The following is a 16,527-nucleotide window of genomic DNA, read 5'->3' on the forward strand; positions in this document are numbered from 1 at the left end:
TTTTCACTAGTTTTGTCCCAGCCTCTTAAGACTATAATATTTTTTTTGCTTTTTCTGTATTGGCAAAATGGAGTTTGGCTACTTCGCCAAGTTTCTGCTGACCGTGAGTTCTAATAAATCTAGCAGCAGCTTTGTCGACTATAGCTCCAGCACCTTTGGGAATCGTAAAGCCCGCCAAACTACTGATCTTGTCCATTTCACGTAAAAAGGCATATCTAGCAATGATGGATGCAGCTGCTACTGATAAATGAAGGCCTTCCGCTTTCGTTTGAAAAAAGACTTTTTCCTTCACGATCGATGGCTGTTTACTTAAATGTCTGTAATACACATCAGCTTCAGCAAATTGATCAATTAAAATCGCTTCTGGTTTATCTGGGCCAATTTTTGCTAAAACATTCTCAAGTGCTTTGTTATGCAAAATAGCCTTCATTTTTCCCTGAGTCATTGTCTTTTGCATTTCGTTATATTTATCATTATGTAACACTAATAAACTGTAAGGAACAAATGGTAGAATCTCTTTTGCGATGGCACAAATTTTTTCATCCGTTAAAGCTTTAGAGTCTTTCACACCAGCCTGTTTTAAAATATCCATATCTTCTTTTCTAACGTATGCGGCACAAACAGTGATTGGGCCGAAGTAATCGCCTGTTCCAACTTCATCTGAACCAATAACACTTAAAGAAGAGAAACCAGCAGGCAATGGTGTACCAGCTTGTTTTGTTTTTTGGAAAGGATTTGGTTTCTTTTTAGTAGAAGGACTAGTTGAACTAGCAATGCTAGCCCATTTGCTGGCCTCCGTTGCAGCATCTTTCCCTTGAAAAAGAACTTTACCAGACTTATAACCAGTTATCGTACATCCACCTGTTTTAGCAGAAAATACAGCCCCATTTGGTGGAGTATTTACTAGCCCTTTTTCATAATGATTCTTCATTTTTAGTAAGTGGTCACTAGAAACAGTTAATACTTGATTAGACAATTCTTCATCTCCTACTACAAAAATTTACATAAAATGCTTTTTCATTTATTGTTTACTTTCCACTTTCAATTAGTTCGTGTTATTATTAAGATTAGCATTTACATATATTCATGCAATTGTATTTAAAATAATAGTTAAGTTAAAGCTTAGTGTTGATGATTAACTACTAATGCCTATTGATTTGCACGCAAATTAACAACGAACTTTTACACAGCCAAAATAATAAAGTTAACTCTTTTATTTTAAACGAAATAGATGAAGGAAAACACCTAAAATGGAAAGTTTTACGTGATGAAATGGGGGCATACACGTTGTCAGATCAAAAAACGCGTACTACTGTCGACATTTATGGCCAACAATATTCTATTGTTGGAACAGAGAGCATCAGTCATATGAGACTAGTTGCATCCATTGTCGATGAAAAGATGAGAGATATTAAAGGGAAGAACGCAAATCTAGATATAAATAAATTAGCTGTTTTAACAGCAGTAAATGTTGTCCATGATTATATTAAGATTAAAGACGCATATGAAGAACTAGAAAAAGAACTTAGAAAAAGGGATTGAGCTTTCATGATCGACATAATTATTATATTCTTCCTAATACTAGGGTTAATAATCGGTATTAAACGTGGATTTATTATGCAGGTTATACACCTTTCTGGATTTATTGCTGCATTTATTGTCGCCTATAAATTTTATGAGGAGCTAGCACCTAAATTAGTATTATGGGTTCCAATGCCGAGCTTCGGTAATCCTGATACAGCTATGTTTTTCGAGGCTACTAGTTTAGATGTCGCCTATTATCGTGCGGTTGCTTTTGCTATTCTTTTCTTTGGAACGAGAATTGCACTGCAAGTAGTAGGATCTATGCTTGACTTCTTAACACACTTACCGATATTAAAGCAAATAAATGGTTGGGCAGGCGCTATGCTAGGACTAGTAGAAGTATACTTATTAGTCTTCATCTTATTATACGTCGGTGCACTAGTACCAGTTGAAGCGGTTCAAGTTTCTATCAATGACTCTTCCATGGCAAGAGGAATCGTTGAAAACACCCCCGTCTTCGCAGAAAAACTAAAAGAATTATGGCTAGGATAACAAACTCGCATCAAAGCTCCCCTACTATTAGCGGAGCTTTTTTAGTGTAAAAAAACTACACAACATAAATAAAACAGAAATTGTACATTTTCACTAATTATTTGTATCATTTTAATTAATGATTCAGTAACCATAAGGAGTTATACGATTATTTCCGGTATTATGGAAGAGAGATTATTATAGGTGATTTTATTACAACCTAAATAAGTTGCTGTTCGATGTAGGTGCGAGACTCCTGCGGGAGAAGTGTGTCAAGGGAGACCCCACAGGCCAACAGGCCGAGGAGTAGGTTTTTTCACGATAGTGAAAATAACCTTCCTTTTTACCACCCGCGGAAAGCGAGCACCTACAGCGAACAGCAACAGTTAGTAGTAATAAATTAACTTTTCTGGGGAATCAAATAAGTACACGAAAGGCGTGAATAAATAATGAACAAAAAACAAGTCGTAAAACACTTAGAAACGATCGCTACATACATGGAACTAAAAGGTGACAACACCTTCAAAATATCCGCATTCCGAAAAGCGGCACTAGCATTAGAAAACGACGATCGAAGTCTAGCTCAAATAGAAGACTTAACCAAATTATCAGGCATTGGAAAAGGAACAGCAGCAGTCATTCAAGAACTAATAGAAACAGGTAAATCTTCTGTATTAGAAGAATTACAAAAAAAAGTTCCAGAAGGACTTATTCCCCTCCTTAAACTGCAAGGTCTAGGCGGCAAAAAAATAGCGAAACTTTATCAAGAGTTAAACGTAATAGATATACATACATTAAAAGAAGCATGTGAACAAGAAAAAGTACAAGCATTAGCTGGATTTGGAAAAAAGACAGAAGAAAAAATACTAGCAGCTATTGAAGAAGTAGGAAAAAGACCAGACCGACTTCCTATCGCGTTTATGACAACCATTGCAGTAGACGTAGAAAAGCAAGTAGAGAAAATGGAGGCGATTGAGCAATTTTCAAGAGCTGGAAGTCTTCGCAGATACCGAGAAACGATAAAAGATTTAGACTATATTATTGCTACAACCGATCCAGATAAAGTTAGAGAACAGCTTATCGGAATTGAAAGAGTAAAAGAAATCATTGCAAACGGAGACACGAAAGTATCCATTGTTCTCCAATATGATTATGACGTTTCTATCGATTTTCGCTTAGTAGAACCAAAAAGCTACGCGACGACTTTACACCACTTCACTGGATCAAAAGACCATAATGTCCGATTGAGACAACTAGCAAAAGACCGTGGAGAAAAAATAAGTGAGTATGGTGTCGAAAATGTTGAAACAAACGAAGTAACACACTTCGAATCGGAAGAAGCATTTTTCCAACACTTTGGTTTACCATGGATTCCGCCAGAGATTAGAGAAGATGGAACAGAAGTGGATTTTGCATTAAAGCATGGCGACATACCATTAATTAAACTAGACGACATTCAAGGCGATTTACATATGCATACAACATGGAGTGACGGAGCCTATACACTAGAGGAAATGGTAGATTCTTGTCGTGCAAAAGGCTACAAATATATGGCCATTACAGATCACTCGCAATATTTAAAAGTAGCAAATGGACTAACAGCAGAAAGATTACGTCTTCAAAAAGCAGCAATTAAAAAATTAAATGAAAAATATGAGGACATTACCATACTGGCCGGTGTAGAAATGGACATTTTACCAGATGGTCAATTAGATTATGATGACGAATTGCTAGAGGAAATGGATATTGTTATTGCATCAATCCATTCAAGTTTTTCACAAAATAAAGAAAAGATAATGAGCCGACTAAAAATAGCATTAGAAAATTATCATGTCGACATCATTGCTCATCCAACTGGTCGATTAATAGGAAGAAGAGAAGGATACGACGTAGATGTAGAAATGTTAATACAACTTGCCAAAGAAACGAATACAGCGTTAGAGTTGAATGCGAATCCGCATCGTTTAGACTTAGCAAGTTACTACGTGAAGCTTGCACAAGAAAATGGCGTAAACCTCGTCATTAATACAGATGCACATAGTATCGACATGTTAGAACATATGGAAATAGGTGTCGCAGCTGCAAGAAAAGCATGGTTACGTAGGGAAAATGTAATAAACGCTTGGGATTTTGAAAAGCTTGAACAGTTTTTAAAACGACACCATACGTGACACGAAGAAGGGAGTTTGTCTCGTGCAACCTAGAACATTAAAAGTATTAGAGTTTGAAAAGATAAAAGAAACGTTAAAATCATTCGCGGCCTCTTCTCTTGGAAAAGAAAAAGCAGAGCAGCTTAAACCCTCTACAAATGTAGAAGAAGTAAAAAATAATCAACTACAAACGGATGAAGCAGCTACAATATTACGTTTAAAAGGGGAAGTTCCACTAGGTGGAATTTCAGATGTTAGACCACATATAAAGCGAGCAGAAATCGGAGGAGTATTAAATACACAAGAATTAAACGAAATTGCAGGAACGATTTATGCAACGCGTCAGTTAAAAAAGTTTCTTGAATCATTACAAGCTGCGGAAATTGCTGTGCCATTTTTAGAGCAACTTATTGAAGAGATGGTCGCTATTCCAGAACTAGAGCGAGAAATTAAAAACAGTATAGACGAGTATGGAGAAGTACTAGATGGAGCGAGTGATAAATTACGTGGTATTCGTCAACAATTACGTTCGACTGAATCCCGTATTCGTGAAAAACTAGACAGTTTAACACGTTCTGCTAATGCACAAAAAATGTTATCTGATGCCATCGTTACGATTCGTAATGATCGTTTCGTTATTCCTGTAAAGCAAGAGTATCGCGGTGCTTACGGGGGAATTGTTCACGATCAATCAGCTTCCGGTGCGACTCTTTTCATTGAGCCACAGCAAGTGTTAGAACTAAACAACACGCTTCAAGAAGCAAAAGTGAAAGAAAAGATGGAGATAGAGAGGATCTTACGCGAGCTTTCTATACAAGTAGCAGAACATGCACAAGAACTACGAGATAATGTTTATTCACTTGCTGAAATTGACTTTATGTTTACGAAAGCCAAATATGGAAAATCCATTAAAGGCTCCATGCCAAAAATAAATGAAGAGCGCTATATGCGATTAATACAAGCTAGACACCCACTAATTCCAGTAGATGAAGTTGTGCCAAATGATATTGTACTTGGTAACGATTATACTTCTATCGTTATTACTGGCCCAAACACTGGTGGTAAAACGGTAACGTTAAAAACAATTGGATTAGTTACGTTAATGGCTCAATCAGGTTTACAAATTCCAGCCCAAGACGGTTCCGAAATTGGTGTGTTTCATGCTGTATACGCAGATATCGGTGATGAGCAATCCATTGAACAAAGCTTAAGTACGTTCTCCTCACACATGGTAAACATCGTAGATATATTACAAAAAGTAGACCATGAATGTTTAGTATTGTTTGATGAACTTGGAGCAGGAACTGACCCTCAAGAAGGAGCAGCACTTGCTATATCTATTCTGGATGAAGTGTATAGTGTAGGGGCAACTGTTGTCGCAACTACACACTATCCAGAGCTAAAAGCATATGGATATAATCGTCCTGGTGTCGTGAATGCTAGTGTGGAATTTGACATCGAGACGTTAAGCCCAACATATAGGCTATTAATCGGTGTCCCAGGTCGTAGTAACGCATTCGAAATATCCAAAAGACTAGGCTTAAAAGACAATGTAATACAACACGCAAAGACGTTTGTAAGTGATGAAAGTAATAAAGTGGAAAACATGATTGCTTCACTCGAGGATAGTCAAAAGCGAGCAGAAAAAGAGTGGAAAGAAGCAGAACAAATTCGTAAAGATGCTGCAAAGCTACACGAAGAACTCCAAAAGCAAATAGTTGAATATAACGAAAAACGAGACAAACTTTATGAAAAAGCTGCTAGTAAAGCAGAAGATTTGGTAGAAGAGGCAAAAAAAGAAGCAGAAGGTATTATTCGAGACCTGCGAAGAATGCGACTAGAACAACATGCTAACGTAAAAGAACATGAATTAATTGACGCGAAAAAACGTCTTGAAGGTGCCATACCAAACATTCCTGCATCCCAAACGAAGAAAAAGAATGAGACAAAACAAAATCAAAAACTTGAGCCAGGTGATGAAGTAAAAGTGTTAACTGTAAATTCAACTGGTCACTTAATAGAGCGCGTGAATGCAAAAGAATGGCAAGTTCAAATTGGTATTTTAAAAATGAAAGTGAAAGAAAAGGACATGGAATATGTAAGTAGGCCGAAACCTATCGAGAAAAAACCACTTGCAACGGTTAGAGGTAAAGACTATCACGTAAATTTAGAATTAGATTTACGAGGTGAAAGATTTGAAGATGCGCTTATGAGGGTAGAAAAATATATAGACGATGCTCTACTTGCTGGTTATCCTCGTGTGTCAATTATCCATGGTAAAGGTACAGGGGCATTACGCACTGGGGTACAAAACTATCTGAAAAACCATCGGTCTGTCAAAAACTTCAAATATGGAGAGGCTTCAGAAGGTGGACTAGGTGTTACAATCGTTGAATTAAAGTAAGGGGGATAAAGTATGCAAGGCTTTTGGGAGAATGAAGCGATCCGAACAGCAGCCAATTTTAGCGTAGTCGTATTATGTAGCATCGTATTTTTAGCAATTTTTGAGCTAGTAACAAAATATAAAAATTGGGAAGAAATAAAAAACGGTAACTTGGCAGTAGCAATGGCGACAGGTGGTAAGTTATTAGGGATAGCCAATATCTTCAGGTTCTCTATAAGTGATCATGATACGCTAGTTACAATGATTGGTTGGGGAGCCTTAGGGTTTCTTTTACTGCTATCTGCATACTTTATCTTTGAATTTTTTACACCTAAATTTAACGTGGACGAAGAGTTGAAAAATGATAATAGAGCAGTTGGTTTTATATCGTTCATCATTTCATTCGGATTATCATTCGTCATAGGTGCAAGCATTGGGTAAGGAGTGAAAAAAAGATGGAAACATTAGCGAAAGTATTAATTGGTCTTTGTGTCGTTTTTGTATTGATAGGGGTAATATACTTAGCTCTTAATTAGATTAAATAACCTATAAAAAGATAGGGGGTTCATATGGAAGAAATAAAAGAGTCAATATTAGAAGTAGTGTTTGCCGTATTGCCTATTACTGTCCTCATTATTATTTTACAGTTTACATTAATCTGGCTTCCGATGGATGAGTTTCTCAAATTTATAGCAGGGACGATTATGGTTTCCTTAGGGCTTATTTTTTTTCTAATTGGAGTAAATATTGGTCTTTTGCCCGTAGGAGAATTGATTGGAGCAACTTTGCCTAAGACTAAGAAGTTATGGCTAATTATATTATTCGGATTCATATTAGGATTTGTTGTAACGGTGGCAGAACCAGACGTAAGAGTACTTTCTTCCCAAGTGGACCAAGTTTCAAATGGTGAAATATCCTCTAATGTACTAATATATTCTGTTGCACTAGGAGTAGGGTTCTTTGTTGGAATCTCTATGCTTAATTCTTTCTTAAATATCCCTATTAAATTTTTATTAGTTGGAAGCTATAGCCTTGTTTTTTTACTAGCTTTTTTTATTCCGAGAGAATTTATACCTATCTCATTTGATGCAGGGGGAGTAACCACCGGTCCAATGACAGTACCATTTATACTCGCACTAGGTATTGGAGTTGCCTCTGTTTTAAGTAGAAAAAAATCATCCACTGACGGATTCGGTATTGTTGCTTTAGCGTCTATTGGTCCTATTATAGCTGTGATGATATTAGGGGTGTTATTTCAATGATGGTAGTGTTTGAAGGATTCTCTCACGTTTTGTTAGAAGTAACTTTTGCTCTAGTACCACTAATTATTTTCTTCTTGTTTTTTCAACTAGTTTATTTAAAACTACCTATGAAAAAATTAATGAATATTGGTGTAGGAATAATCTTTACGTATATTGGATTAGCATTATTTTTGCAAGGTGTTCATGTCGGATTTCTCCCAATTGGTGAAATGATGGGAGAAAAACTAGGTTCTCTATCTAATAAATGGATTCTTTTACCTGTTGGTTTTGCCTTAGGATTTGTCGCTACTTTTGCAGAGCCGGCAGTAAGAATTTTAAATAAAGAAGTAGAAAAAGTATCTGGTGGATATATACCACAAAAAGTCCTACTTTATACGTTATCAATTGGAGTTGGGGTTTCTATTGCATTATCAATGTGGAGAATAATTGCAGGTATCCCACTATTATATTTTGTTATTCCTGGTTATTTAATTGCACTTGTTATGGTGTTTTTCTCCACGAATACATTTACTTCTGTTGCTTTTGATTCAGGTGGAGTAGCAACTGGTCCTATGACTGTAACATTTATTTTAGCACTAGCAGTTGGTGTTGCTTCTGTAACGGAAGGAAGAGATCCACTTATGGATGGATTTGGTTTAATCGCTTTAGTAGCCTTGGCGCCAATCATTTCTGTTATGACACTTGGATTACTTTATGGCAGAAAGGAGAAGGGGAAGAAACGTGAAGCTAAATCTAATGCATAAACTCATAGTTACTATTGTTAAGAAAGGGAACGCCAAAGTAGTCATTAATGCATCTAAAAAAGCAGGTGCAGAAGGTGGAACTGTTCTTTACGGTAGAGGATTTGGTATAAATGAAAAAGATAAATTTTTCGGGATCATTCCATTAACACATGCGAAAGAAATTGTCCTAACAATGGTACCGACAAAAGACTATATCAATGTATTAAAAGCAATAGAAAATGAAGCAGAATTAAAAATAGTAGGTAAGGGAATGAGCTTTGCTATTAATCTGCAAAGCATATTAGGAGCTTGTCACTTAGACGAAGTAGAAGAGTTAAAAGGATCAGAGGAAAGTGGTGATTCGATGAATAAACAAGATTATGACTTAATTATAACAATTGTGAATAAAGGTGATTCAGAAAATGTCGTGGAAGCTTCTAAACGTGTAGGTGCAGAAGGTGGCACAATATTAACTGGAAGAGGTACTGGTATTCACGAACAAGCAAAACTATTTAATATACAAATAGAGCCTGAGAAAGAGATTGTCTTAACTTTAATTAAAAAAGAAATCTGTAAGAACGTACTACAAGCTATCACAGAAGAAGTGAAACTAAACGAGCCAGGACGAGGAATTGCTTTCGTGTTAGATGTAGAAAGAGTCGTTGGTATTAATCATTTATTAAAAAACAGTGAAATGGATCAATAATATATTTTTAAGTGTAATCCGTTCTTCGTAAAAGAGAACGGATTTTTTGTACGAAGATAATACAGTATTTAAATTTTAATAATATTCAAAAAAATGTTATAATTTTATCAGTATTCTTGATATACTAGAACAAACTAGTTAGGCCAATTGTAGTAGTACAGGTTTAACTAAGGAAAATAGAAGGAGGGAGCAAAAGTGGAAGCTACAAATAAGCCTTGGTTGGCGCACTATCCTAACGAAATACCTCAAGAGATTGACTTCGACGAAAAAACTCTACAGTCTTATTTGAAAGATGCCGCAATAGAACATCCAGAAAAAACATCAATACAGTTTATGGGCAAGAAATTAACGTATCAACAATTGTACGAACAATCATTAAAGTTTGCTAACTACTTACAGGACCTAGGAATAACAAAGGGAGATAGGGTAGCTATAATGTTACCAAACTGTCCGCAAGCTGTGATTAGTTACTATGGTGCTCTTTTTGCTGGTGCGATTGTAGTCCAAACGAATCCGTTATATACGGAACGTGAAATTGAATATCAGTTAAATGATTCTGGATCAACAGTAATTATCACGCTTGATATTTTGTATCCAAGAGTATCTAAAGTGAAAGCGTTAACAAAGTTAAAAGATATTATTATAACTGGAATAAAAGATTACTTACCATTCCCTAAAAACTTAGTTTATCCGTTTATTCAAAAGAAGCAATATGGAATAGTGGTAAAAGTGGAACATAGCGGAGAAAATCATTTGTTTACGGAAATTATGAAAAGTAGCACAGCGCAAGAAGTGGATGTACAGGTTGATCCTAAAGAAGACTTAGCCTTATTGCAATATACGGGAGGCACAACTGGTTTTCCGAAAGGTGTTATGCTCACCCATTATAACTTAGTGTCGAACACCATTATGTGTTCAAAATGGATGTATCGTTGTAAACGTGGCGAGGAAAAAGTAATTGGTATTTTACCATTTTTCCATGTGTATGGCATGACAACCGTAATGAACTTATCCATTATGAATGCATTCGAGATGGTATTGTTACCTAAATTTGATCCTGAAACAACTTTAAAAACGATTCAAAAAGAAAAGCCAACATTATTCCCAGGTGCACCGACGATTTATATTGCCCTACTCAACCATCCAGATATTAAAAAATATGATTTATCTTCTATTGATTCGTGTATAAGTGGGTCTGCTCCTTTACCTGTAGAAGTGCAAGAAAAGTTTGAGGAAGTGACAGGTGGTAAACTAGTTGAAGGTTACGGTTTAACAGAAGCATCTCCAGTCACACATGCAAATTTCTTATGGGAAGAAAGAGTTTCAGGTAGCGTTGGTTTACCTTGGCCAAATACAGAATCTATTGTACTATCCATGGAAAAGGGGGAGCAAGCTGAAGTTGGTGAAATCGGAGAAATTGCAGTACGCGGACCACAAGTAATGAAAGGTTATTGGAATCGACCAGAAGAGACGGATGCAGTTTTAAAAGATGGCTGGCTTTTAACAGGTGACTTAGGATATATGGATGAAAGAGGTTATTTTTACGTAGTTGACCGAAAGAAAGATATGATTATAGCAGGTGGATTCAATATTTATCCTCGTGAAATAGAAGAAGTTTTATATGAGCATGAAGCAGTTCTCGAAGTAGTAGCTGCAGGTGTACCAGATCCATACCGTGGAGAAACAGTAAAAGCGTATATAGTAAAAAAAGAAGGCGCTACTGTTACCGAAGAGGAACTTGACAAATTTGCTCGTAAACATTTAGCAGCATATAAAGTTCCTAGAATATACGAATTCAGAGACGAACTGCCAAAAACAGCGGTAGGAAAAATATTAAGGCGATCATTGGTAGAGGAAGAAAAAGAAAAAATAGCAAAATAAGTCCTCTGATGATGGAGACATCATCACTCTTTTTTCACTAAAGGTGGACAAGTTCATTTTGACATTTTCTGTAGCCAGCATATAAAGTATTTGGTAATATATTAATTGACAGAAGGAACACTGTGCAGTATTATAAAATTATGAATGATGATTCATTCATTTAATTTGAAGGGATGAAGAAAGTGAAGCAGCAAAAACCTAAATATAAACAAATCATAGATGCTGCGGTAATTGTCATTGCAGAAAATGGCTATCATCAAGCACAAGTATCGAAAATAGCAAAACAAGCTGGAGTTGCAGACGGTACGATTTATTTGTATTTTAAAAATAAAGAAGATATATTAATATCCCTTTTTAATGAAAAAATGGGCTATTTTATCGAAAAGATTCAAGAAGAAATTGCAGATAAAACATCTGCAAAAGAGAAACTGTTAACTTTAGTAGAAAAACATTTCTCAATGATTGCCGCTGACAAACATTTAGCGATTGTAACGCAAATTGAGTTAAGACAATCCAATAAAGAACTGAGAATGAAAATAAACGAAGTGTTGAAAGACTATTTAGTCGTTGTAGATACTGTCTTACAAGATGGTATTAATAATGGTGAACTTCGTGAAAACTTAGATGTTCGCTTAGCACGCCAAATGATTTTTGGAACAATGGATGAAACCATTACTACATGGGTAATGAATGATCAAAAATATGATTTAACGAAACTTGTTCCAAAAGTACACGATATGTTCATACACGGTCTATGCACTTCTAAGTAATTTTCCGAATAAATTTTTAAACATTCCACGAGTAAGAGTACAAACTTTTGCTCGTGGTTCATGTTATAATAAAGCTGAGTTTCATATTTTTACATAGTACATATCAGGGGGGATGGGAATGGATTATTTTCAACTAAGAGAAGAGAACCACGTCGCAGTCATTACAATCAACCGTGCACCAGCTAATGCTTTATCCTCTTTAGTTTTGAAAGAGCTTACATTGCTGTTAGATAAAGTAGAAAAAAATGATGAAGTGCGAACTGTACTTCTGCACGGTGAAGGCAGATTCTTCTCTGCAGGAGCTGATATTAAGGAATTCACAACTGTGAAAACAGGTGAAGAATTCTCGAAGTTAGCGAAGTTTGGACAAGATTTATTCGAAAGAATGGAGAACTTCTCCAAACCAATCATTGCCGCTATTCACGGAGCAGCTCTTGGTGGTGGACTTGAGCTTGCGATGGGTTGTCATATTCGATTAGTTTCGAAAACGGCTAAACTAGGTTTGCCAGAGTTACAACTTGGACTAATCCCTGGATTTGCCGGTACTCAACGTTTACCAAGATTAATAGGTTCTGCGAAAGCTTTTGAATTATTATTTACTAGTGAACCAATCACGGGTGAAGAAGCAGTTCAATGGGGATTAGCGAACAAGGCGTTTGATGAAGAGGTGCTCTTTGAGGAAGCGTTAAAAATGGCGAAAAAAATCGCTACAAAAAGCCCAATCTCACTTGCAGCGGTTATTGACCTAGGACGATATGCAAAAGATTCTTCTTTTTACGAAGGGGTAGAAAAAGAAGCAAATTACTTTGGAACTGTTTTTACTTCGGAAGATGGAAAAGAAGGTATTCAAGCATTTTTAGAAAAAAGAGCTCCAGTGTTTAAAGGAAAATAATATTTTTTTATCTTAAAATATCTGAATCTTACTAATAGAGTGACTTTCATAATGTTCAATTACTATACGAAAAACGAACAATCCCCAGAAAATTTAAATGGTAAGTAAATAAAATACGAACATATAAGATGAATGTAATATAGCTCAAAAAACTTAATGTTAAAACAGGAGGTAAAGTTATGAATATTTACGTATTATTGAAAAGAACATTCGATACAGAAGAAAAAATCACTGTTTCAAATGGTGCTATTAACGAAGATGGAGCAGAATTCATTATTAACCCTTATGATGAGTATGCAGTAGAGGAAGCAATTCGCGTACGTGACGCTCACGGCGGAGAAATTACAGTTCTTACAGTAGGTACAGAAGATGCAGAAAAAGAACTACGTACTGCTTTAGCGATGGGTGCTGATAAAGCTGTACTTATTAATACAGAAGACGATGTAGAAAACGGTGATCAATTCACAACATCTAGAATTTTAGCAGAGTACCTAAAAGATAAAGATGCAGACTTAATCATTGGTGGAAATGTAGCAATTGATGGTGGTTCTGGTCAAGTTGGTCCGCGTGTGGCAGAACTTTTAGATATTCCTTACGTAACAACGATTACGAAGTTAGACATTGACGGAACAAACGTAACAATCGTTCGTGATGTGGAAGGAGATTCTGAAGTTATAGAAACAACATTACCTTTATTAGTAACGGCGCAACAAGGTTTAAACGATCCTCGTTATCCTTCATTACCTGGAATTATGAAGGCGAAAAAGAAACCTCTAGATGAGTTAGAACTAGATGATCTAGATCTAGAAGAAGACGATGTGGAAGCAAAAACAAAAACATTAGAAATCTATTTACCACCACAAAAAGAAGCAGGAAGAGTTTTACAAGGTGATCTTCAAGACCAAGTAAAAGAACTTGTAACTGCATTAAGAAACGAAGCAAAAGTAATCTAATAGTTACAGCTGTTAGCTAAAGCATTAATCAAATCTAACAGCTAACGCATAACAGCTCAACAACAAGGAGGAGAAAATTATGGCAAGAAAAGTTTTGGTACTAGGAGAAACTCGTGACGGTTCATTACGTAACGTATCATTTGAAGCAATTGCTGCTGGTAAAACAGTTGCAGAAGGTGGAGAAGTTGTAGCTGTATTAGTTGGAGATAGTGTTTCCTCTTTAGCTAATGAACTAATTACTTATGGAGCAGATCGCGTTGTAACGGTAGAACATGCTAACTTAAAAACATACACGTCAGATGGTTATTCACAAGCATTAATGGCGGTAATTGACGCTGAAAAACCAGAAGGATTAATATTCGGTCATACTGCTCTTGGAAAAGATTTATCTCCAAAGATTGCAAGTAAGTTAAGTGCAGGTCTTGTATCAGATTCAACTAGTGTAGAAGAAGTTGGCGGAAACATCGTTTTCACTCGTCCAATCTTCTCTGGTAAAGCATTTGAAAAGAAAATTGTAACAAGCGAAATAATATTTGCTACAATCCGTCCAAACAACATCGCTGTTTTAGAGAAAGATGATGCTAGAACAGGTGAAGTTTCTTCATTAGATGTGGATGTGAAAGATTTACGCACAGTAATTAAAGAAGTTGTACGAAAAGCTACAGAAGGTGTAGACTTATCTGAAGCGAAAGTAGTAGTAGCAGGTGGACGAGGTGTAAAGAGCGAAGAAGGGTTCGAACCTTTAAAAGAGCTTGCGGATGTTTTAGGCGCTGCTGTTGGTGCTTCACGTGGAGCATGTGATGCAGAATACTGTGATTACTCCTTACAAATTGGGCAAACAGGTAAAGTTGTAACGCCAGACCTTTATATCGCTTGCGGTATTTCAGGTGCAATTCAACATTTAGCTGGTATGTCTAACTCAAAAATCATCGTAGCAATCAATAAAGATCCAGAAGCAAACATTTTCAAAGTTGCGGACTACGGAATTGTAGGCGACCTATTCGAAGTAGTACCAATGTTAACAGAAGAATTCAAAAAATTATTAGTTACGAACTGAGTACCTCTCATTATGTATGACTACTATAACGAAAAACGAACTTTACAATATTATTCCTTCTAAGATTGCAATCTAAACTTGAATTTCGTCCTAGTGTTATTAGCGAAAATTTTGTTTTTCAATAAAGTGAATGTAATTATGAAATTCACTCAACTAAATAATGATAAAAAAAGCAAGAAGGTTATCCTTCTTGCTTTTTTTAATGGGCTTGAATAGGGGAAATATATGGGGAAGTTATTGAATTTGAAATGTTCACGTTGAGGGAATTTTAGATTAAAAAGGGATTAAACAATCCCTAAATTAATTGAAAAGTAACAAAATATGCGAAAAGAGGCTTAAATTAAGACTAAAAGCAAAACCTATACGAAAAGATTCAAAAAAAATGAAAAAATCTCATTGACAATGATTATCATTACTAATATAATAATCATTGTGGGTGATGTTGATAATCATTATCAATGAAAAACAACAAATAAAACTACATAATTTAAATTGGGGGAAATAAAAATGAATATTTCAGTTAGAAAAATCTTATTCTTTGCAGTCTTGTCTTTCTTACTAGTTTTCACATCAGCTTGTGGACAGAATGCAACAGAAAACAATGCTCAAGGGAATCAAGATGTAGCAGATGAAAGCGGCAACAACGAAGAAGTTAAAGAAGAAGAAAAAGATCCAGGTGTTGTAAATCTATACACTAGTCGTCACTATGATTCTGACAGAGAGCTTTACGACCTATTTACTGAACAAACAGGTATTACAGTAAATGTAATTGAAGGTAAAGGTGACGAACTAATAGAGCGTATTAACATAGAAGGTGCAAATACAGAAGCGGATGTGTTTATTACTGCAGATGCTGGTAACTTACACGTAGCAAAAGAAGATGGACTATTTCAAGCAATTGAGAGTGAGACTTTATTTAACAATATTCCTGAAAAATTACGAGATGTAGATAATACATGGTTTGGATTAACAAAAAGAGCACGTGTAATTGTTTATGCAAAAGATCGTGTTGATCCTTCAGAACTTTCTACTTATGAAGCATTAACTGAGCCAGAGTGGAAAGGAAGAGTATTAGTACGTTCCTCTGAAAATATGTATAATAAATCAATTTTAGCATCTTTCATTGAACTAATGGGGCCAGAGGCAGCTGAACAATGGGCTGCTGGTATTAATGAAAACATGGCTAGAACTCCTCAAGGTGGAGATACAGACCAAGCGATTGCTGTTGTTGCTGGCGAAGGCGACATAGCAATCATGAACACATATTATGTAGGGCGTTTATTAAATTCAGAAGACCCTGCTGATGTAAAAATTGGAGAAGCAGTTGGAGTATTCTTCCCTAACCAAGAAACAACAGGAACACATGTTAACATTAGTGGAGCTGCTGTAACAAAGCATGCTAAAAATAAAGAAAATGCAATTAAGTTCTTAGAGTTTTTATCTAGTGAAGAAGCACAAGGTAAGTTTGCAGAAGGTAATAATGAATATCCAGCGAACCCTAATGTTGAATGGTCAGAAACTGTTAAGGCATGGGGAGAATTCAAAGAACAAGATATTGAGTTATCTGTTTTAGGAAAAAATCAACAGGAAGCAATCAGAATCTTTGACAGAATTGGCTGGAAATAATATTAATATTAAGTACCGGTGCACATAGTGGCCGGTATTTTTCTTTTTCTATAAGTTGCTATTTCTTTAG

Annotated in this window: 15 protein-coding genes; 14 read left to right on the forward strand and 1 reads right to left on the reverse strand. The window is 35.8% G+C overall.

Features of this window, described 5'->3' with window-relative positions; all coding sequences use genetic code 11:
• Nucleotides 1-31 precede the first annotated feature (31 nt).
• Nucleotides 32-976 (reverse strand): ribonuclease HIII, encoded by a 945-nt coding sequence (rnhC, locus tag CDZ89_RS05345; protein WP_096153062.1) that lies wholly within the window; start codon nt 974-976, stop codon nt 32-34.
• 311 nt (nt 977-1,287) lie between these two features.
• On the opposite strand from rnhC, the gene zapA reads away from it, so the two are divergent.
• The 14 genes from zapA (at nt 1,288) to CDZ89_RS05415 (ending at nt 16,457) form a co-directional block, all read left to right on the forward strand.
• Nucleotides 1,288-1,542: a cell division protein ZapA gene (gene zapA, locus CDZ89_RS05350; RefSeq protein ID WP_176483680.1), complete on the forward strand. Its 255-nt coding sequence runs from the start codon at nt 1,288-1,290 to the stop codon at nt 1,540-1,542.
• Nucleotides 1,543-1,548: 6 nt separating this feature from the next.
• On the forward strand, nt 1,549-2,076 hold the full coding sequence (locus tag CDZ89_RS05355; RefSeq protein ID WP_096153064.1) for a CvpA family protein: 528 nt from the start codon (nt 1,549-1,551) through the stop codon (nt 2,074-2,076).
• 428 nt (nt 2,077-2,504) lie between these two features.
• Entirely contained in the window at nt 2,505-4,226 is a 1,722-nt protein-coding gene (polX, locus tag CDZ89_RS05360) for a DNA polymerase/3'-5' exonuclease PolX (RefSeq protein WP_100333339.1), read from the forward strand.
• A 22-nt stretch (nt 4,227-4,248) separates the two neighbouring features.
• Nucleotides 4,249-6,609: an endonuclease MutS2 gene (locus CDZ89_RS05365; RefSeq protein WP_096153068.1), complete on the forward strand. Its 2,361-nt coding sequence runs from the start codon at nt 4,249-4,251 to the stop codon at nt 6,607-6,609.
• 12 nt (nt 6,610-6,621) lie between these two features.
• Nucleotides 6,622-7,029: a DUF350 domain-containing protein gene (locus CDZ89_RS05370; protein WP_096153070.1), complete on the forward strand. Its 408-nt coding sequence runs from the start codon at nt 6,622-6,624 to the stop codon at nt 7,027-7,029.
• A 128-nt stretch (nt 7,030-7,157) separates the two neighbouring features.
• Nucleotides 7,158-7,850 carry a DUF1538 domain-containing protein gene (locus tag CDZ89_RS05375; RefSeq protein ID WP_096153072.1) on the forward strand — a complete coding sequence of 231 codons (693 nt, stop codon included), beginning with the start codon at nt 7,158-7,160 and terminating at the stop codon, nt 7,848-7,850.
• Nucleotides 7,847-8,593 (forward strand): DUF1538 domain-containing protein, encoded by a 747-nt coding sequence (locus tag CDZ89_RS05380; RefSeq protein WP_227521443.1) that lies wholly within the window; start codon nt 7,847-7,849, stop codon nt 8,591-8,593. The genes CDZ89_RS05375 and CDZ89_RS05380 overlap by 4 nt, the downstream gene beginning before the upstream one ends.
• On the forward strand, nt 8,571-9,278 hold the full coding sequence (locus CDZ89_RS05385) for a P-II family nitrogen regulator (RefSeq protein ID WP_227521444.1): 708 nt from the start codon (nt 8,571-8,573) through the stop codon (nt 9,276-9,278). The genes CDZ89_RS05380 and CDZ89_RS05385 overlap by 23 nt, the downstream gene beginning before the upstream one ends.
• 195 nt (nt 9,279-9,473) lie before the next feature.
• The gene (locus CDZ89_RS05390) at nt 9,474-11,159 is read left to right on the forward strand and encodes a long-chain-fatty-acid--CoA ligase (protein ID WP_096153076.1); all 1,686 of its coding nucleotides are present in this window, start codon (nt 9,474-9,476) and stop codon (nt 11,157-11,159) included.
• A 182-nt stretch (nt 11,160-11,341) separates the two neighbouring features.
• Entirely contained in the window at nt 11,342-11,929 is a 588-nt protein-coding gene (locus CDZ89_RS05395; RefSeq protein WP_096153078.1) for a TetR/AcrR family transcriptional regulator, read from the forward strand.
• A gap of 118 nt (nt 11,930-12,047) precedes the next feature.
• A complete protein-coding gene (locus tag CDZ89_RS05400; protein ID WP_096153080.1) occupies nt 12,048-12,821 on the forward strand; it encodes an enoyl-CoA hydratase in 774 nt (257 codons plus the stop codon).
• 179 nt (nt 12,822-13,000) lie between these two features.
• Nucleotides 13,001-13,774 (forward strand): electron transfer flavoprotein subunit beta/FixA family protein, encoded by a 774-nt coding sequence (locus CDZ89_RS05405; RefSeq protein ID WP_096153081.1) that lies wholly within the window; start codon nt 13,001-13,003, stop codon nt 13,772-13,774.
• A gap of 79 nt (nt 13,775-13,853) precedes the next feature.
• Nucleotides 13,854-14,831, forward strand: coding sequence for an electron transfer flavoprotein subunit alpha/FixB family protein (locus CDZ89_RS05410; protein WP_096153083.1), 978 nt, complete (start codon nt 13,854-13,856; stop codon nt 14,829-14,831).
• A 507-nt stretch (nt 14,832-15,338) separates the two neighbouring features.
• A complete protein-coding gene (locus tag CDZ89_RS05415) occupies nt 15,339-16,457 on the forward strand; it encodes a Fe(3+) ABC transporter substrate-binding protein (RefSeq protein WP_096153084.1) in 1,119 nt (372 codons plus the stop codon).
• Nucleotides 16,458-16,527: the final 70 nt, after the last annotated feature.

Source organism: Bacillus alkalisoli, from assembly GCF_002797415.1.
Lineage (GTDB): Bacteria > Bacillota > Bacilli > Bacillales > Bacillaceae_I > Bacillus_CD > Bacillus_CD alkalisoli.